This is a genomic window from Streptomyces sp. NPDC001770 (genome assembly GCF_053596135.1).
This window is the reverse complement of record NZ_JBSFFN010000001.1, coordinates 156,096-173,874: the sequence shown is the minus strand read 5'-3', so window position 1 is coordinate 173,874 and position 17,779 is coordinate 156,096. Positions and strand designations below refer to the sequence as shown.

The following is a 17,779-nucleotide window of genomic DNA, read 5'->3' as shown; positions in this document are numbered from 1 at the left end:
ACGCGACCTTTCCGATGCCTGACGCGGTGGATTCCCGGCCGCCCGCGCCCGGGAAATTCCCGGCGTCCGGGGGCTCGGGAAGCCGTTCCGTACCGCCGTCCGCGCCCCGGTCGGCGGACGCCCGTGCCGTCATCGGTTCGCCGGAGAGAAGCTGGGGCAGGATGACGAAGTGGCTTCCGTCCGGTCGCACGACGTCTCCGGCCCCCTCCGCAGGGCGGGCCGGTCGATGCGGCGCGCGCTGCACTCGGGCTTCTTCGGCACCGGCCGGTCCATCCGCAAGGTGACGCACGCCCACGGCGCGGGAGAGTCCGGGCTCGGCAAGCTGATCGAACTGCACGCCGTCAACGGCGCGGGCGATGTGATGATCACCGTGGCGCTGGCCTCCACGGTGTTCTTCTCCGTCCCGACCGACGAGGCCCGGGGCCGCGTCGCGCTCTACCTGGCGATCACCATGGCGCCGTTCACCCTGCTCGCCCCGGTGATCGGCCCGCTCCTCGACCGGCTGCCGCACGGCCGCCGGGCGGCGATGGCGGGCTCGATGCTGGTCCGCGCGGTGCTCGCGATCGCCATGTCCGGTGCGGTCGCCACCGGCGGCCTGGAGCTGTACCCGGCGGCGCTGGGGGTGCTCGTCTGCTCGAAGGCGTACGGAGTGGTGCGCAGCGCTGTCGTGCCGCGTCTGCTGCCGCCGCGGTTCTCTCTGGTGAAGGCGAACTCGCGGGTCACCCTGGCCGGGCTGCTGGCGACCGGCATCGCGGCGCCCATCGGTGCCGCGCTCCAGATGGCCGGATCGGCGTGGCCGCTCGTCGGCGCCTGTGTGATCTTCCTCGGCGGCACCGTCCTCGCCTTCACGCTGCCACCCAAGGTGGACTCCGCGAAGGGCGAGCGCCGGGCCCGCCTCGTCGAGGAGCACCGCACGGCGACCGCAGCGGCCGGTGGGTCCAATGGGACCAGTGGGGCCGGTGGGGCCGCCCGTCCCCGGGGCTCGCGGACCGGCTCGACGCTGCTCCGTACCGGGCGGGCATGGACCGGACGCCGGGCGCCGGCCGGGGCCCGGCGGCTCCGGGAGAAGCGGGAGAGACGGCCGGGGCTGCGGTCGGTGGGCGGTTCCGTGCTGCACGGCCTCCAGGCCAACGCGGCGCACCGCGCGCTCTCCGGCTTCCTCATCTTCTTCCTCGCGTTCCTGCTCCGGGACGAGCCGCTGTCGGGGCAGAGCGCCGCCGTCTCGCTCGGCATCGTCGGCGTCGCGGCGGGCGCGGGCAACGCCTGCGGCACGGCCGTGGGCTCGCTGCTCCGGGCGCGCGGCCCGGAGGTGATCGTCGCGACGGTGCTGGGGATCGCGCTGGGCGCGGCGGTGCTGGCCGCGTTGTTCTTCTCGACGGTGTTCGTCGCGGTGCTCGGTGCGGTCGCCGGATTCACCCAGGCGCTGTCGAAGCTGTCGCTGGACGCGATGATCCAGCGCGACGTGCCCGAGGAGGTGCGGACCTCCGCCTTCGCACGGTCGGAGACGATCCTTCAGATGGCGTGGGTGGTCGGCGGCGGGATCGGGATCGCGCTGCCGCTCAATGGAGTACTGGGCATGTCGGTCGCCGCCGGAATCCTCGCGCTGGGTGCCGCAACGTCCGTACGGGGTCTCCTGACCTCCGCGCGGCGCGGCTCACCGCACCCCCGCGTGGCGTGAAGCGGAGCGACCGATAGCCTTCGGCCCATGACCGTTGCGTTCTTCTCAGGTAAGAGCCGTCGAATCGGCGTCGCTCTTGGTGCCGTGTCCGCGGGACTCCTCGTCCTGTCCGCCTGCGACAAGCCGACGCCGCTCGCCACCGTGACGGTCGGCACGACCTCGGTGTCGACCGAGGCCGCCTGCTACAACGACGGCGATCCCATCAAGGAATCGCTGATCCAGGGCTGCCTGAACAAGAAGGCCGACAAGTCGATCGACGTCGCGATGGACGACCGGGTCCGCTTCGGCGTCGACCCGGAGGTCGCGGACAACGGCTGGACGCTCTTCATCGACGGCCAGCAGGCCGAGCAGGAGCCGTACAAGAAGACCTACCGGTCCATCACCGGCAGCGCGTTCTTCTCCAGCCAGACCGGCGAGACGAGCAACGAGACCCAGGTCAGCGTCGTCGAGACCGACGGTTCGAAGCTCGTCGGCATCTGGCACTTCAAGCTGAAGAAGACCGACTGATCCCGGTCGGTTCCGCTCTCCCACCCTGGACGTCCTCGAAGTGCGTGTGCTCGTCGTGACCGCTGTTCCCGCCGAACGGGACGCGGTCACACGCGCGTCCGGGGAGGCTCCCGAGGTGCGTCGGGTACCCGGCGCCGAGCTGCACCGCACCGGCCCGCTGGATGTGCTGGCGGGCGGGGTCGGCCCGGCCGCCGCCGCCGCGGCCACCGCGTTCGCCCTGGCCTCCGGCCCGTACGGCCTCGTCGTGTCGGCCGGGATCGGCGGCGGGTTCGCGCCCGCCGCACCCGTCGGCTCCCTCGTGGTGGCGAGCGGCATCGCCGCCGCCGACCTGGGCGCCGAGACCCCCGAGGGCTTCGTCCCCGTCACCGGCCTCGGCTTCGGCCGGGTGCTCCACGAGCCGCCGCCCCCGCTGGTGCGGGAGGTCGCCGCCGCCACCGGCGCGGCGGCCGGCACCGTGCTGACGGTGTCCACCGTGACCGGCAGCGCCGAGCGCGCCGCCGCCCTGACGGCCGCCCACCCCGGTGCCCTCGCCGAGGCGATGGAGGGGTTCGGCGTCGCCGAGGCGGCCACCGCACTCGGGCTGCCGGTGCTGGAGATCCGGGCCGTGTCGAACCCGGTCGGTCCCCGCGACCGGGACGCCTGGCGCATCGGCGACGCCCTGGCCGCGCTCACCGGAGCCTTCGGGAAGCTCATCCCCGTACTGGAAGGTTGGACCCACCATGACCGCAACGACTGACGGCGCCGCCACCACCGGCACGGACGCCGCGCTGAAGATCTCCTTCTCCCCCTGCCCCAACGACACCTTCGTCTTCGAGGCGCTGGCGCACGGCCGGGTCCCCGGCGCCACCCCGCTCGACGTCACCTTCGCCGACATCGACATCACCAACGGCCTCGCCGAGCGCGGCGAGGGCGATGTGCTGAAGGTCAGTTACGCGGTGCTGCCGTGGGTCCTCGACGAGTACGCGCTGCTGCCGTGCGGCGGCGCGCTGGGGCGCGGCTGCGGCCCGCTCGTGCTCACCCGCGAGCCGGGCACCGACCTGACCGGCAAGACGGTCGCCGTACCGAGCGAGCGCTCGACCGCCTACCTCCTCTTCCGCCTCTGGGCCGCGGAGACCGTGCCGGGCGGGGTCGGCGAGATCGTCGTCATGCCGTTCGACGAGATCATGCCCGCGGTGCGCGACGGGAAGGTCGACGGCGGACTCGTCATCCACGAGGCCCGCTTCACGTACCAGAACTACGGGCTGCACAACCTCGCCGACATGGGGCAGCACTGGGAGTCCACCACCGGGCTGCCGATCCCGCTGGGCGCCATCATCGCCAAGCGCTCGCTGGGCGCCGAGGCGCTGCACGCGCTGGCCGACTCCATCCGCACCTCGGTCCGGATGGCCTGGGACGACCCGGAGGTCTCCCGCGGTTACGTCCTGGAGCACGCCCAGGAGATGGACCCGGCCGTCGCCGACCAGCACATCGGGCTGTACGTCAACGAGTTCACGGCCGACCTCGGCGAGGACGGGTACGCGGCGATCCGCGGGCTGCTGACCCGCGCGGCGGCGGAGGGGCTCGTCCCGGCCCTCGCACCGGACGCGCTGGCCTTCCCCGAAACCGCCTGAAGGGCTGAGCCCGGGGGCTGAGCACCGGGGCACCTGACGGCGCGTCGCCCGGGGGGTGGCGCCCGGGGGCTGAGGCTGTTTCCGGCCAGACGTACGACGACGGCGGTCCCGGGAAGGGACCGCCGTCGTCGGCGTACCGGGTACGTGGCGTACCGGATGCCGTCCGGCTACACGTCGAGCTGGTCGGCGACCGCGCGGAGCAGCCCGGCGATCTTCGTACCGGACGCCTTGTCGGGGTAGCGGCCCCGCTCCAGCAGCGGCGTGATGTTCTCCAGGACCGTCGTCAGGTCCTGGACGATCGAGGCCAGCTCGTCCGGCTTGCGGCGCTGGGCCGCCGCGACGGACGGGGTCGGGTCGAGGATCGCGACGGAAAGCGCCTGGTCACCGCGTTGCCCGGCGACCACACCGAACTCGACGCGCTGGCCGGGCTTGAGCCCGTCGACTCCGTCGGGCAGGACCGACGAGTGCACGAACACGTCCGCGCCGTCGTCACGGGAGAGGAAGCCGAAGCCCTTCTCGTTGTTGAACCACTTGACTTTGCCGGTGGGCACTTCGTCCTCGTCCTCGTCGCTCGTCGATGCGCGGGGAGCCGCGAAACGGCTCCGGATAGCAGGAGAGCGGGCCGCCAGGACCCGCCGATCTTCAGGCTAGTGGCCCCTGGGCCCGGGACAAGACGTCGCCGGGCCATTGTCTGTCAGCGGGAACTACCCTTGCCGGGTGAGCACTACTCCTTCAGGCGCGGGCGACCGACTGGTCCGGATCGGCGCCATCGTCTTCTTCATCGGCGCACTGGCCACCCTGGTCACGGTGGCCCCGCTGTTCCTCGGCACCGACCCCTTCCCGTCGATCGCGTACGCGGTCTGCATGCTCATGGGGGTCGGTTTCCTGATCGCCGCCGCGGGCGTCGTCCGCTCGGTGTGGGCGAACGCGCCGAAGAGGGCGGCGAGCCGCTCGTAGGGCGCGGAAGAGGGCGGCGGGCCGCTCGCCGCCCCGCGCGAGGTCCGCTCGTTACGACGTGAGCGCGGCGCGGCCCGCCTCGTACCCCTGGAGCCAGTCCGGGAAGGCCGTGAGGTCGGCGAGGACCACGTTCGCGCCCGCCGCCCGCAGCTCGTCGGCGTCGCACGGGCCCGTCGTGACGCCGACGGACACCGCCCCGGCGACCTGCGCCCCGCGTACGTCGCCGACGTGGTCGCCGACGTAGACCTGCGCGCCCTCCGCCAGCAGCGCTGTGCCCTTCCCCTCCGCCCAGAGGTTGCCGATCACCAGGTCGGGGGTGAGGCCGAGGTGGGTGAGGTGGAGCTCGGCGTTCGGCTGGTGCTTCGCGGTGACGACGATCGCCCGGCCGCCCAGCGCCTGCACCGCCTCGATCGCGGCCCGTGCCCCGGCCAGCGCGGTGGTGGGAGCGATCGCGTGGCGCGGGTAGGCCGCCCGGTAGTGGTCGGCGGTCGCGGCCACCCGGTCCGCCGGAAACCAGTTCGCCAGCTCGTCCTCGACGGGCGGCCCCAGCCGGCTGACGACCAGGTCGGCGTCGATGGGCACCCCGGTCTCAGCCGAGAGGGCCACATAGGCGGCCTTGATGCCGGGCCGGGAGTCGATGAGCGTCATGTCGAGGTCGAAGCCGACCGTCAGCGTGTGCGAAACCATGTGCGAAGCCATGCCGTCCATTGTGCCGACCCGCCCGGACCGGACGCCGGGGCGGGCCGGTCGGGGGTTCCCGGCGGGATACGGGGAGGTACGGGCGGGGCGCTCCTCAGCCCCGGGCCCGGCGCGCCCGCCACACCAGGTACGCGGCCGAGGCCACCGCCGCCGTGCGGAGCACCACCGGCCACAGGCCGGTCAGCTCGTCGCCCATGGCGCCCTCGGCGATCGGCTCGCCCCAGCGCCCGCGCACCCTGCCCCAGACCCACACCACCGCCCCGGCCGCGACCGTGCCGGGCAGCCCCAGGGCGACCCACTTCGCCTCGGCCCGGGAGAGCGCCCGGGAGCTGTAGGCGAGGAGCCAGCCGCCCGCGAGGGCCAGCCAGGAGCCGATCACCGCACCGGCCACCAGCAGCGCGGCGGCGACGAGCAGCAGGGGATGGCCGAACCGGCGCCCGGCCGGGGCCGCGGGCGCGGCGGGAGCGGGCGCCGGGGCGCGCCGGCGCATCCGGGGCAGCGGCAGGCGCCGGCGGGCGGGCGCGACCGGAGCGCCCCCCGCAGCGCCCTCGCCGCCGTCCTCCGCGCCCTCCGGGTCACCGGGCCGGGTTGCCCGCTTCGTACCGTCCGGGCCGTCCGCCCCGTCCGGATCGCCGTCCCTGCCGTCCTTGCCGCCCTTGCCGTCCTCGCCGTCCGCACGGGGGCGGGGCGGGGGCTTCAGCAGGGCGGGGATCTCCACCCCGCCGACGAACCCCGGCACCCGCACCCCGTCGCCGAACTCGCCGAACGGCCCCGGCTCGACCCGCCACCAGTCGCGCTCGCCCACGGTGTCGCCGAGCCGGTCCAGGCCGATCACGTGCGGGGCGGAGGGGTCGGGCCAGTACCCGGAGTCCCCCGTCTCCGCCGCCCAGTCCACGCCGGACGGGCCCACGCCCGGTCCGGACGCCCCGGACACCCCGGACACCCCGTGCGCCGGGTGCGGCGCGTCCGGCTCGTGTGCGCCGTCCGTACGTCCTGGGCCTCCCGCACCTTCCGTACCCCGTCCCCCGCCCCGGCTCTTCCGGAACGGCGACGCGCCCCACCGCGATCCCTCCTCGCGGCGCTGCCCGTCCGTCGCACCGGTTCCACCGGTCTCCCCCCTCGCTCCGGCCTCCCCGGCCTCCCCGGCGGCGGGCCGGGGGCGGAACACTCCGCGCCGGGGCGCCGGTACGGGACCTGCCGGGGTGTCACCGGGCCGGTACGCCGTCTCCCGCGCGGAGGTCTCCGAACGCGGCGGCGGCAGTGGGGCGGAGGGCGGGGCGGGTTCCGCGCCGGGGGCCGACTCGGCGGCGGCGGCGACCAGTTCGCCGGGATCCCCGAGGCGTCCGATGATGCGCCGCACCGCGGCGGGCGAGTCCGCCCCGGACTTCCCGCGCTGCTTCTCGATCTCGTCGCGCACCTGGCCGACGAGTCTCATCCGGGCTCCTGAGGACAGCTGTTGTCGCTGCGCCAGGTCCCCGACACGGCTCAAGAACTCGTAGACGAGCTGGTCGCTCTCGATCCCCACGTGGCCCGTCCCCTCGGTTCCCTCCGGCTGACCTGCTCCGACCGTAGCGTTCCAGCGGCTACCGTGGGACGGATGGGGACGACCACACCACCGCGCACGCTCGCCGAAGCTCTGCGTGCCCGCGGCGACGAAGCGCTGGCCGGGCTGCTGCGCGCCCGTCCCGACCTGCTCACGCCGGTACCGGGCGACATCACCCAGCTCGCCACCCGGGCCGGCACCCGGGCCTCCGTGGTGCGCGCGCTGGAGCACCTCGACCGGTTCGCACTGCAGACCGCCGAGGCCCTCGCGGTGGCCCCCGACCCGGCTCCGTACGAGACGCTGCTGCGGCTGCTGACCGGCGACGGGCACGACGACGGCGCCCACCACGAGGACGCCGGGGCCGCCATCGCGGCGGCGCTGCCGGGTGCCCTGGACACCTTGCGCGAACAGGCCCTGGTCTGGGGCGAGGACGAGCGGCTGCACCTGGTGCGCACCGCGCGGGAGCTGCTCGCGCCGTCCCCGCAGCACCCCTCCCCCACCGGGCTCGGGCCGACCGTCTCGGAGGCCACCGCCGGGATGTCGCCGGGCCGGCTCCAGGAGATCCTTACCGCCGCCGGGCTCCCCGCCACCTACGATCCGGTCTCCGCCGTGGCCGCGCTGACCGGCCTCTTCACCGACCGCACGCGCATGGCGGAACTCCTGGACTCCGCGCCGGTGGAGGCACTGTCGGTGCTGGACCGGCTGGTGTGGGGGCCGCCGTACGGCGAGATCACGCCGAACCCGACCCCGCCGGTCCGCTGGCTGCGCGACCGCGGGCTGCTGCTCCCGGTGTCGGCGCGCACCGTCGTACTCCCCCGCGAGGCGGCCCTGCACCTGCGGGCCGGGCGCGCCCACCGCGTACCCGAACCGCTGCCCCCGGCCGTCGAGCCGGTCGCCGAACGTGATCCCCAGGCTGTGGACAGGGCGGCGGCCGGGCAGGCGTTCCTCGCGCTCTCCACCGTCGAGGACCTGCTGAAGCTCTGGAACGGCGGCGGTCCCGCCGTGCTGCGTTCCGGCGGGCTGAGCGTGCGCGAGCTGAAGCGGGTCGCGAGCGCGCTCGACACGACGGAACCGGTCGCCGCGTTCTGGGTCGAACTCGCCTACGCCACCGGGCTGCTCGCCGCCGACGGCGAGACCGACGAACGGTACGGCGCCACCCCCGCGTACGACGACTGGCTCGAACTCCCCGCCGCCCAGCGGTGGACGCGCCTCGCGCTCGCCTGGCTGGCGGCCACCCGCACCGCCGGACTCGTCGGCGGACAGGACGCCAAGGGCCGTGCCCTGTCCGCGCTCGGCCCCGAACTGGACCGCTCCGCCGCCCCCGACGTACGCCGCCGGGTGCTCGCCCTCTTCGCCGCGCTGCCGCCCGGCACCGCACCCGACCCCGCGACCCTGCTCACCCGGCTGCGCTGGGAGCGCCCGCTGCGCGGCGGATCACGCGGCGACGTCCACCCACGCCCCGAGGGGACCGGATCGAGCGCCCCAGGCGATACGTCGGACCTGCGTTCGCGCGTCGCGCTGTGGACGGTCAACGAGGCCGAGCTCCTCGGCATCACCGGCCGCGGCGCGCTCTCCTCCCAGGCCCGCGCCCTGCTCCCGCGCACCCCGGAGGACTCCGCCCGCGCCGCGGCCCTGCTCGCCCCGCTGCTGCCGGAACCGCTCGACCACGTACTCCTCCAGGCCGACCTGACGGCCGTCGCCCCCGGGCCGCTGGAACGCCCGCTCGCCGACGTCCTGCACGTCCTCGCCGACGTCGAGTCCAAGGGCGGCGCGACGGTCTACCGCTTCACCCCCGGCTCGGTGCGCCGGGCGCTGGACGCCGGACAGAGCGCCTCCGACCTGCACGCCTTCCTCGCCGCGCACAGCCGCACCCCGGTGCCGCAGCCGCTGACCTACCTCATCGACGACGTGGCCCGGCGCCACGGCCACCTCCGGATCGGCGCCGCGTCCTCGTACGTACGCTGCGACGACGAGTCCGTGCTCAACGAGATCCTGGCCGACAAGCGCGCGGCCGTCCTGCGGCTGCGGCGGCTCGCCCCGACCGTCCTCGCCTCCCAGACCGACCCCGCGTCCCTCCTCGAAGGGCTGCGCGACCTCGGTTACGCCCCCGCCGCCGAGTCCGCCGAGGGCGACGTCCTGATCACCCGCGCCGGTGCCCGCCGCACCCCGCCGCGTACCGCCCCCGTCCCCGTGCCCGAGGGCCCGCCGGTACCGGACGACACGCTGCTCGGCGCGGCGGTACGGGCGATCCGGGCCGGCGACACGGCCGCCACGGTCGTCCGCAAGGAGCCCGCCGCCGACGAGGCCGGCACCCCGTCCGGCACGCTCCCGCGCACCACCCCGGCCGACACCCTCGCCACCGTCCAGGCCGCCGCCATGACGGGGTCCACGCTCTGGATCGGGTACGTCAACGCGGAGGGCGCCGCCAGCCAGCGGGTGATCGCCCCGGTACGGGTGGAGGGCGGCTTCGTCACCGCGTACGACCACACCGCCGACGAGGTCCGCACGTATCCGCTGCACCGCATCACGGGGGTCGCGGAGCTGGCGGAGGAGTGAGGAGTGGGCCGCGACCGCGCTGGTGGCTGCCGCACACTGGGGCCATGAAGCCGACCCGAGCCGGCACCGCCGAGCGTGTCTCCGTGTCCATGCCCGCGCAGCTGATCAGTGAGTTGCGATCCCGGACAAGTCGCCGGGGCCCGTCCGGTCACATCACCGAGGCCGTCGGAGGTCAGCTCGCCATGGACGGGCTCGCGGACATCGTGGCCTCGCACGAAGAGGGACACGGGGCGCTCACGGAGCAGGAGGTCGAGGACGCCCGGCGGGAGCTCTTCGGGGAAGGGAGCGCGCCGCCCTCCGGCAAGGACACCGCGTGAGACAACAGCCTGCCGGGTCCGTGGTGCTGGGCTCGTCGGCGCCCTCCCTGGAGGCGGCGCTCGGGCCGGCCCGTGACTTCCGGCCGGCCGGTTTCCGACCCGCCCTGTTCCCGGCGCGCGCCTTCCGGCGTTGACTCGCCCGGAAGGATGCCGGTTCCGCCCCGGTCCCGGCGCCCGTGCGACCGCGCCCGACACGGGCGCGGGGCCGCCGGGACGCTCGGGAGGGACGCCTGATGAGTTCTGCGAGTTCTGCGAATTCCGCACAGCCGGCCGACGCCATGACCCCGTTCGACGACGCCTACGACCAGCCCGACCCGCGTGCGTTCTTCCGGGGGCTGGGTCCCTGGGGCTACCAGACGCCGCACCACGCGCAAAGCGTCTTCCGCCGCCTGCTCACCGCCCTCGGCCCCGGGGACGGCGGAGCCGATCCGTCCACCACCACGGTGCTGGACCTCTGCTGCTCGTACGGCATCAACGCGGCCCTGCTCAACCACCACCTCACCCTGAGCGACCTCTACACCCACTACACCTCCGAGGAGGCCGCCGGGCTGACCACCGCCGGGCTCGTCGAGCGGGACAAGGAGTTCTACGCCGCCCACCGGCGCCCCGACGCGGTCCGCGTCCTCGGCCTCGACGCCGCCCCCAGCGCCATCGCCTACGCCCGGGCCGTGGGCCTGCTCGACGACGGCTTCGCCGAGAACCTGGAGACCGCGCCCCCGAGCCCGGCCCTGCTGCGGGCCGCGCGGGATGTGCGCCTGATCACCGTCACCGGCGGCGTCAGCTTCCTCTCCCCCCGCACCTTCGGGCCGCTGCTCGCCGCGGCGGACGCCCCGGTGTGGGTGGCCGCGTTCGTCCTCCGTACCGGCAGCTACCGGCCGATCGCCGACTGCCTGGACGCGCACGGCCTGACCACGGAGAAGCACACCGCGCAGACCTACCCGCAACGCCGCTTCACCGGCGAGCAGGAGCAGCGGTACGCCGTCGCCGCCACCCTCGCCGCGGGCGAGGACCCGCTCGGCAAGGAGAGCGAGGGCTCCTTCCACACCGCGCTGTACGTGTCCCGCCCGGCGGCGGAGGCGGCGGGGAACCCGCTGGGGGCGGTGCTGCATCCGTGAGGTGATCGGGGCGGTCGGGCCGAGGCGTCGTCCGCACGGTGATGTCCGGACCGTGCGGACCGTGCCATCCCTTCCGGGGCGTATCCGCATCGAACCGGGGACGGCGTGGAGCGCTTCTCGCTACGGTCACGGAAAGGCCCGGCGTCGGGAGTGGGTGGACGAGAAATGACCTGGCTCCGGAGACTCGGGGACCGCATCAAGAGCGGCCACGACCGCGAACTGATCCGCAGCTACCCGTACCGTTCCGCGTGCCCGTCGACGGTGTGGGGCGAGTTGGCCGAGGACGCCGGCTCGGACCTCTTCTTCGCCGGATACACGAATTACTTCCTCTGGACCCAGGTGCCCGCCTTCCTGGAGACGGTCCGCCGGAAGGCACGGGCGGGGTGCCGGGTCCGGTTCCTGCTGGGCGATCCGGAGGGGGAGGTGACCCAGCAGCGGGAGATCGTCGAGGACGTGGCCCTGACGGTCTCCACGCGCATCCGGATCACCCTGGAACACCTGGATCGCCTCGGCCCGCTGGAGGGCCTGGAAACCCGCTTCAGCGCGCCGGAGGACGCGATCAACCACGTCAGCCTCTCCGTCTTCCGGTTCGACCACGACGCACTGGTCACGCCCCACCTCGCCCGGCTCGTCGGGCACGACTCGCCACTGCTCCATCTGCGCAGGCAGGGCGCGGGCGGGATGTTCGACCGGTTCGCGGAACACGGAGAGGAGCTGTGGGAGCGGGCGACGGTCCGGGCCCCGGAATCCCGTACGCCTCCGCCGCCGGCCCGGACCTGAACGCCGTACGCCCTCGCCACCGCCGTACCGCCCCGCCCCGGACCTGAACGCCGTACGCCCCCGCCACCGCCCCGGACCTGAGCACCGCCACGCGACGCCCCGCGCATTCCCGCACCGCGCGCCCCGCACCTCACACCCGCCGCCACCCCCACCGGGCGCGGGGATGCGGCACACTGGACGTTTGGCCGCATGGGCGGCCGTCCCCCGGAGAAAGGGCCGCAGCGCGTGACCGGACCCCTCATCGTCCAGAGCGACAAGACACTTCTGCTGGAAGTCGACCACGAGCTGGCGGACGCGTGCCGCAGGGTGATCGCGCCCTTCGCGGAGCTGGAGCGCGCACCCGAGCACATCCACACCTACCGCGTGACGCCGCTCGGGCTGTGGAACGCCCGGGCCGCCGGGCACGACGCCGAGCAGGTCGTCGACGCGCTGGTGGAGTACTCCCGCTACCCCGTGCCGCACGCACTGCTCGTCGACATCGCCGAGACGATGGCGCGGTACGGCCGTCTCACCCTGTCCAAGCACCCGGTGCACGGCCTCGTGCTGACCAGCACCGACCGGCCGGTCCTCGAAGAGGTGCTGCGGTCGAAGAAGATCACCCCGCTGGTCGGGGCGCGGCTCGACCCGGACACGGTCGCCGTGCACCCCTCGGAGCGCGGGCAGATCAAGCAGACGCTGCTGAAGCTCGGCTGGCCCGCCGAGGACCTCGCCGGGTACGTCGACGGTGAGGCGCACCCGATCGAGCTGGCGCAGGACGGCTGGTCGCTGCGGCCGTACCAGAAGCAGGCGGTCGAGGGGTTCTGGCACGGTGGTTCCGGGGTCGTCGTGCTCCCCTGTGGTGCCGGGAAGACGCTGGTCGGAGCCGGTGCGATGGCGGAGGCGAAGGCCACCACGCTGATTCTGGTGACCAACACCGTCTCGGCCCGTCAGTGGAAGCACGAGCTGATCAAGCGCACCTCACTGACCGAGGAGGAGATCGGCGAGTACAGCGGTACGCGCAAGGAGATCCGCCCGGTCACCATCGCGACGTACCAGGTGCTCACCACGCGCCGCAAGGGCATCTACCCGCACCTGGAGCTCTTCGACTCCCGTGACTGGGGTCTGGTGATCTACGACGAGGTGCACCTGCTGCCCGCGCCCGTCTTCAAGTTCACCGCCGACCTCCAGGCCCGCCGCCGGCTCGGTCTCACCGCCACGCTGGTCCGCGAGGACGGGCGGGAATCGGACGTGTTCTCGCTCATCGGCCCGAAGCGGTTCGACGCCCCGTGGAAGGAGATCGAGGCGCAGGGCTACATCGCGCCCGCCGACTGCGTGGAGGTACGGGTCAACCTCACCGACCACGAGCGGCTCGCGTACGCCACGGCCGAGCCCGAGGAGAAGTACCGCTTCTGCGCGACCACCGTGACCAAGCGGAAGGTCACGGAGGCCCTGGTCCGCAAGCACGCGGGCGAGCAGACCCTCGTCATCGGGCAGTACATCGACCAGCTCGACGAGCTGGGCGAGCACCTGAACGCGCCCGTCATCAAGGGTGAGACGCCGAACTCGCAGCGCGAGAAGCTCTTCGAGTCGTTCCGGCAGGGCGAGATCAACGTCCTGGTCGTGTCGAAGGTCGCGAACTTCTCGATCGACCTGCCGGAGGCCACCGTCGCCATCCAGGTGTCGGGTACGTTCGGCTCCCGCCAGGAGGAGGCGCAGCGGCTCGGCCGGGTGCTGCGGCCGAAGGCGGACGGGCACGAGGCCCGCTTCTACTCGGTGGTCGCCCGCGACACCATCGACCAGGACTTCGCCGCGCACCGGCAGCGGTTCCTGGCCGAGCAGGGGTACGCGTACCGGATCGTCGACGCGGACGATCTGCTGACGGAGGACACCGGGAACACGGAGAGCACGGAGAGCACCGAGAACTGAGGTGTGGATCGCCGGCGCCCCGGGAGGTACGGGCGCCGGTGGCATCCCTCAGGGCCGCGGGACGAAGAGCAGCATGACGCCCAGCGCGATCATGGCCAGCGGCGCGTAGGCGAGCCCGGCGGCAGCCCAGCGCGCAGCGGACCAGCGTGCCGTGGACCAGGAGCGGCGGACCGCCAGCAGCCAGCAGAGGACGAGCGCGGCCGGGGTCAGGGTGAGGCTGAGCGAGTAGCCGAGGGTCACCACGTCCAGCGGGGCCCGCACGGCGGGGTCGCACCCCTCGTCGCAGCCGGTGCCGGCGAGCAGGGCGACCCAGAGCAGGCCGACGACCACGGGTGCCAGCTGCGGGAGCAGGGCCGTGGCGGCGGCGGGGACGGACCAGCGGCCACCGGGGATGCGGCGGGGGACGGGTCCTGCGGGGCCGGGGCGGGGGCTGCGGATTCGGCCGGGGCTTCGGCGACGGGAAGGCATGGGACCAGCCCATCGCGGAACCGGAGCCGATAACTCCGGGTCCGTACTCATCCCGGGTCCCGTCCCGTACTCAACCGGCCCGTCCCGTACTCAACAGACCCGTCCCGTACTCAACAGACCCGTCCCGTCTCACCGGGCGCGGCGGACGCCGGAGGCGACGGCGTACTCCCCTCGGACGGCAACGTCGAGGGCGGTGGTGACGTACACGCGGACGGCGCGCAGGGCGTCGCCGAGGGGGTGGGACCGAGGGTGACCGGTGGCCGCGGTCGCGCCGTGCGCGGGGCCGGTCCTGCGGGGGTTCAGGATCGCGGTGCTCATGTCTTCCAGAGTGCTCCTCCCAGCCACCTACGGGCGAGGAACCCACCCGCGTACGGGCCGGGCGCCCGGCCACGTACAGGCCAGGACCCCGGCCACGTGCGGGCCGGGAAGGCGCCCGCGCGGGGCAGGAAGGGGGCCTGCGGGAATCCGGTTCGCCCGGTCCTCACGGCCTGGATACAATCGCCGGTCTGCCCCGCCCTCCCGCACCGTGGTACCGGCATTCCGCACGCCGGCAGCCGGGGGAGTGCCGCCGACCGGACGGAAACCGGCCGACTGCCGTGCGCGCCACCGCGTGCGCGGCCGGTACGCGCGCCCTCGCGCGTATCCCCTCGTGATCGCCCACCGGGACCCGGCCGTGCGCCCTTTCGCGCCGTGCGGCCGTCGCCCTGCGTCGAACTGCCGGAGGCCATACCCGTGTCCGCGCCGCACACCGCAGAAAGTGACACCCCCACCGATCCCCCCACCGATCCACTGGCCCGTGAGCGAGGTCATCTCGCCGCGTCCCGGGCGGCCCTGCGCGTCATGCGCGAGGACGTCCAGGCCCTCGACATCCGCGACGTCACCGCCAACTGGGTGAACGCCGCCGTGCTCCAGGCGCAGATCGACGAGCGCATCAAGGCACTCGCCGACCTCTCGCACACCCCGCTCTTCTTCGGCCGGCTCGACTTCCGGCACCCGGTCGGCGGCGAGTTCGCCGAGGGCGCGGAGGGCGAGCGGTTCTACATCGGCCGCCGTCACGTCCACGACGCGCACGGCGACCCCATGGTCATCGACTGGCGTGCGCCGGTCTCGCAGTCCTTCTACCAGGCGTCCCGCCTGGACCCGCAGGACGTGGGGCTCCGCCGCCGCTTCGGTTACACCGGCGGCGAGCTGACCGCGTACGAGGACGAGGACCTCACGGCTCCCGCCGACGCCCCCGGCGCCGGTACCACCAGCAAGCTGCTCCAGGCGGAGATCGAGCGGCCGCGCGTCGGTCCGATGCGGGACATCGTCGCGACGATCCAGCCGGAGCAGGACGAGATCGTCCGTAGCGAGCTGGGCGGCACGATCTGCGTACAGGGAGGCCCCGGTACCGGAAAGACGGCGGTGGGCCTGCACCGTGTCGCGTTCCTGCTGTACGCGCACCGGGACCGGCTGGCTCGTACCGGCACGCTCGTCATCGGGCCGAACCGGTCGTTCCTCCACTACATCGAGCAGGTGCTGCCCGCACTCGGCGAGATGGAGGTGCAGCAGGCGACCGTGGAGGACCTGGTCACCAAGGACGTCGAGGTGCGCGGCACGGACGAGGCGTCCGCGGCGCTGGTGAAGGGCGACGCGCGGATGGCCGAGGTGCTGCGGCGGGCGATCCGCTCGCACGTCACCCCGCCCACCGAGGGGATCGTGGTGGTGCGCGGTTCGCGCCGCTGGCGGGTCCCGGCGTACGAGGTGGCGGAGCTGGTCGAGGAGCTGCTCGCCCGCGACATGCGGTACGGCGCCGCCCACGAGGCGCTGCCGCAGCGCATCGCGCACCGGGTGCTGGTGCGGATGGAGGAGGCCGGGGAGGCGCCGGACGACCGGGTGCAGAACGCGGTGGCCCGGACGCCCGCCGTGAAGGCGGCGGTGAAGGCGGTCTGGCCCGCCGTCGATCCGGCGAAGCTGGTGCTGCGGCTGCTCTCCGACCCGGAGTTCCTGGCCGCGCACGCGGAGGGTCTGCTCACCGAGGACGAGCAGAAGGCGGTGGTGTGGACGAAGCCGGCCCGCAGCGTGAAGTCGGCGAAGTGGTCGACGGCGGACGCGGTGCTCATCGACGAGGCCCGCGATCTGGTGGAGCGTACGCACTCGCTGGGCCATGTGGTGCTCGACGAGGCGCAGGACCTCTCCCCGATGCAGTACCGGGCGGTGGGGCGCCGCTGTTCGACGGGTTCGGCGACGGTGCTGGGCGACCTCGCGCAGGGCACGACGCCCTGGTCGACGCGGAGCTGGGCGGACGCCCTCGGGCATCTGGGCAAGCGGGACGCGCACGTGGAGGAGCTGACGGCGGGCTTCCGTGTGCCGCGCGAGGTGATCGCGTACGCCTCCCGGCTGCTGCCCGCGATCGCTCCCGGGCTCGCGGCGGTCGAGTCGGTGCGTGAGTCGCCCGGTTCGCTGGCGGTCCGTGCGGTGGGCGGTGCCGAGGAGCTGGTCGCGGCGGCGGTCGCCGCGTGCGAGGAGGCGCTGGAGCAGGAGGGTTCGATCGGCCTGATCGCCGCCGACGCCCGCGTCCCCGCGCTGGCCGAGGCGCTGGCGACGGCCGGGCACACCGTGCTGTCGCCGGGCGAGGAGACGAGCGCCGCGTCACGGCTGACGCTGGTCCCCGCCTCGCTCGCGAAGGGCCTGGAGTACGACTACGTGGTGCTGGACGAGCCGGCGGCCGTGGTCGACGGCGAGCCCGACGAGCGCACCGGACTGCGCCGGCTGTACGTGGCGCTGACCCGTGCGGTGTCGGGCCTCACGGTCGTGCACGCGGCCCCGCTGCCCCAGGCGCTGGCCGGCGCGGTGTGAGGCGCGGGGAAGAGGTACGGGGCCCGTGCCTCTCCCCGCGGGACCGCGCCCACCGGATCCCGCCTACGCGTCGATGGCCTCGCGCCAGGTGCGCACCGCGGCCTCGTCCACCGGGCCGGTCCAGCCGTGCGGGCGGGCGGCGCCGCCGATGTGGAAGGCGTCGAGTCCGGCGGCCCGCAGGCTCGGCAGGTGTTCGAGGCGGAGGCCGCCGCCGACCAGGATCCGCGGCTCGTACCCCGGTTCGCGGGAGCGGGCGGCCTCGTCGACCAGGATCGGTACGCCGTCGTCGACCCCGGTCGCGGCGCCCGCCGTCAGGTAGGTGTCGAGTCCGGGCAGGTCGGCGAGCTGCTTGCGCAGCGAGCCCCGGTCGGTGGCCCGGTCGATCGCGCGGTGGAACGTCCAGGGGCAGCCGCCGAGTTCGGCGACGAGCCGTTCGACGGTGACCAGGTCGGCGTGGCCGTCCCGGTCCAGGAATCCGAAGACGAACTGGTCGGCACCGGCCTCGCGGAGCTCGCCCAGCCGCCCGAGGAGGCGGTCGATGTCACCGACGGCGAACCCGTCCTCCTGCCGGAGCATCACGCGCAGCGGGATGTCGACGGCCGCCCGGATGGCGGCGAAGGTCTCCCGGGGCGGGGTGAGGCCGTCGGCGGCCATGTCGGTGACCAGTTCGAGTCGGTCCGCCCCACCGGCCTGGGCCGCGACCGCGTCCTCGGCGTCGAGCGCGATCACCTCCAGGAGTGCGCGCTTGCTCATGTGTCCCCACTTCTCGGGATGACGCCCTCGGATCGGACCGGATCGGATGGGAC

Annotated in this window: 18 protein-coding genes; 12 read left to right on the top strand and 6 right to left on the bottom strand. The window is 74.2% G+C overall.

What is annotated here, in order from left to right; translation table 11 throughout:
* Positions 1 to 169 precede the first annotated feature (169 nt).
* The 4 genes from ACWCSV_RS00735 to ACWCSV_RS00720 are packed head-to-tail and all read left to right on the top strand — an operon-like array spanning position 170 to position 3,795.
* Complete coding sequence (locus ACWCSV_RS00735; protein WP_451137711.1) at positions 170 to 1,678, top strand: MFS transporter; 1,509 nt, start codon at positions 170 to 172, stop codon at positions 1,676 to 1,678.
* Between the two features lie 27 nt (positions 1,679 to 1,705).
* Positions 1,706 to 2,185, top strand: a complete 480-nt coding sequence (locus ACWCSV_RS00730; RefSeq protein ID WP_450776629.1) for a DUF2771 domain-containing protein — start codon at positions 1,706 to 1,708, stop codon at positions 2,183 to 2,185.
* A gap of 40 nt (positions 2,186 to 2,225) precedes the next feature.
* Positions 2,226 to 2,921: a futalosine hydrolase gene (locus tag ACWCSV_RS00725; protein ID WP_451137710.1), complete on the top strand. Its 696-nt coding sequence runs from the start codon at positions 2,226 to 2,228 to the stop codon at positions 2,919 to 2,921.
* Positions 2,905 to 3,795 carry a 1,4-dihydroxy-6-naphthoate synthase gene (locus ACWCSV_RS00720; protein WP_451137709.1) on the top strand — a complete coding sequence of 297 codons (891 nt, stop codon included), beginning with the start codon at positions 2,905 to 2,907 and terminating at the stop codon, positions 3,793 to 3,795. The genes ACWCSV_RS00725 and ACWCSV_RS00720 overlap by 17 nt, the downstream gene beginning before the upstream one ends.
* Positions 3,796 to 3,962: 167 nt before the next feature.
* Here the strand turns inward: ACWCSV_RS00720 and ACWCSV_RS00715 are convergent, their stop codons facing one another.
* Complete coding sequence (locus tag ACWCSV_RS00715; RefSeq protein WP_451137708.1) at positions 3,963 to 4,346, bottom strand: cold-shock protein; 384 nt, start codon at positions 4,344 to 4,346, stop codon at positions 3,963 to 3,965.
* A gap of 166 nt (positions 4,347 to 4,512) precedes the next feature.
* Here ACWCSV_RS00715 and ACWCSV_RS00710 point away from each other — a divergent pair, with 166 nt between their 5' ends.
* Complete coding sequence (locus ACWCSV_RS00710; RefSeq protein ID WP_451137707.1) at positions 4,513 to 4,752, top strand: hypothetical protein; 240 nt, start codon at positions 4,513 to 4,515, stop codon at positions 4,750 to 4,752.
* A gap of 51 nt (positions 4,753 to 4,803) precedes the next feature.
* Here the strand turns inward: ACWCSV_RS00710 and ACWCSV_RS00705 are convergent, their stop codons facing one another.
* Positions 4,804 to 5,460: an HAD family hydrolase gene (locus ACWCSV_RS00705; protein ID WP_451137706.1), complete on the bottom strand. Its 657-nt coding sequence runs from the start codon at positions 5,458 to 5,460 to the stop codon at positions 4,804 to 4,806.
* Between the two features lie 85 nt (positions 5,461 to 5,545).
* Complete coding sequence (locus tag ACWCSV_RS00700) at positions 5,546 to 6,976, bottom strand: hypothetical protein (RefSeq protein ID WP_451137705.1); 1,431 nt, start codon at positions 6,974 to 6,976, stop codon at positions 5,546 to 5,548.
* A gap of 72 nt (positions 6,977 to 7,048) precedes the next feature.
* Here ACWCSV_RS00700 and ACWCSV_RS00695 point away from each other — a divergent pair, with 72 nt between their 5' ends.
* The 6 genes from ACWCSV_RS00695 to ACWCSV_RS00670 all read left to right on the top strand — a co-directional run bounded on the left by ACWCSV_RS00695 (position 7,049) and on the right by ACWCSV_RS00670 (position 13,667).
* Positions 7,049 to 9,550, top strand: a complete 2,502-nt coding sequence (locus ACWCSV_RS00695; protein WP_451137704.1) for a helicase C-terminal domain-containing protein — start codon at positions 7,049 to 7,051, stop codon at positions 9,548 to 9,550.
* A gap of 44 nt (positions 9,551 to 9,594) precedes the next feature.
* The gene (locus tag ACWCSV_RS00690; protein ID WP_451137703.1) at positions 9,595 to 9,867 is read left to right on the top strand and encodes a hypothetical protein; all 273 of its coding nucleotides are present in this window, start codon (positions 9,595 to 9,597) and stop codon (positions 9,865 to 9,867) included.
* On the top strand, positions 9,864 to 10,001 hold the full coding sequence (locus ACWCSV_RS00685; RefSeq protein WP_451137702.1) for a hypothetical protein: 138 nt from the start codon (positions 9,864 to 9,866) through the stop codon (positions 9,999 to 10,001). Before ACWCSV_RS00690 ends, ACWCSV_RS00685 begins: the two co-directional genes overlap by 4 nt.
* Before the next feature lie 99 nt (positions 10,002 to 10,100).
* A complete protein-coding gene (locus ACWCSV_RS00680) occupies positions 10,101 to 10,982 on the top strand; it encodes a hypothetical protein (protein ID WP_451137701.1) in 882 nt (293 codons plus the stop codon).
* 165 nt (positions 10,983 to 11,147) lie between these two features.
* The gene (locus tag ACWCSV_RS00675; RefSeq protein WP_451137700.1) at positions 11,148 to 11,762 is read left to right on the top strand and encodes an XRE family transcriptional regulator; all 615 of its coding nucleotides are present in this window, start codon (positions 11,148 to 11,150) and stop codon (positions 11,760 to 11,762) included.
* A gap of 225 nt (positions 11,763 to 11,987) precedes the next feature.
* Positions 11,988 to 13,667: a DNA repair helicase XPB gene (locus tag ACWCSV_RS00670; protein WP_451137699.1), complete on the top strand. Its 1,680-nt coding sequence runs from the start codon at positions 11,988 to 11,990 to the stop codon at positions 13,665 to 13,667.
* 48 nt (positions 13,668 to 13,715) lie between these two features.
* Here ACWCSV_RS00670 and ACWCSV_RS00665 read toward each other — a convergent pair whose 3' ends face one another.
* Together ACWCSV_RS00665 and ACWCSV_RS00660 are read right to left on the bottom strand one after the other, a co-directional pair.
* The gene (locus tag ACWCSV_RS00665; RefSeq protein WP_451137698.1) at positions 13,716 to 14,135 is read right to left on the bottom strand and encodes a hypothetical protein; all 420 of its coding nucleotides are present in this window, start codon (positions 14,133 to 14,135) and stop codon (positions 13,716 to 13,718) included.
* Positions 14,136 to 14,264: 129 nt separating this feature from the next.
* A complete protein-coding gene (locus tag ACWCSV_RS00660; RefSeq protein ID WP_451137697.1) occupies positions 14,265 to 14,453 on the bottom strand; it encodes a hypothetical protein in 189 nt (62 codons plus the stop codon).
* A 414-nt stretch (positions 14,454 to 14,867) separates the two neighbouring features.
* On the opposite strand from ACWCSV_RS00660, the gene ACWCSV_RS00655 reads away from it, so the two are divergent.
* Positions 14,868 to 16,973: a HelD family protein gene (locus ACWCSV_RS00655; protein WP_451137696.1), complete on the top strand. Its 2,106-nt coding sequence runs from the start codon at positions 14,868 to 14,870 to the stop codon at positions 16,971 to 16,973.
* Between the two features lie 63 nt (positions 16,974 to 17,036).
* Here the strand turns inward: ACWCSV_RS00655 and ACWCSV_RS00650 are convergent, their stop codons facing one another.
* Positions 17,037 to 17,726, bottom strand: coding sequence for a copper homeostasis protein CutC (locus ACWCSV_RS00650; RefSeq protein WP_451137695.1), 690 nt, complete (start codon positions 17,724 to 17,726; stop codon positions 17,037 to 17,039).
* Positions 17,727 to 17,779 lie beyond the last annotated feature (53 nt).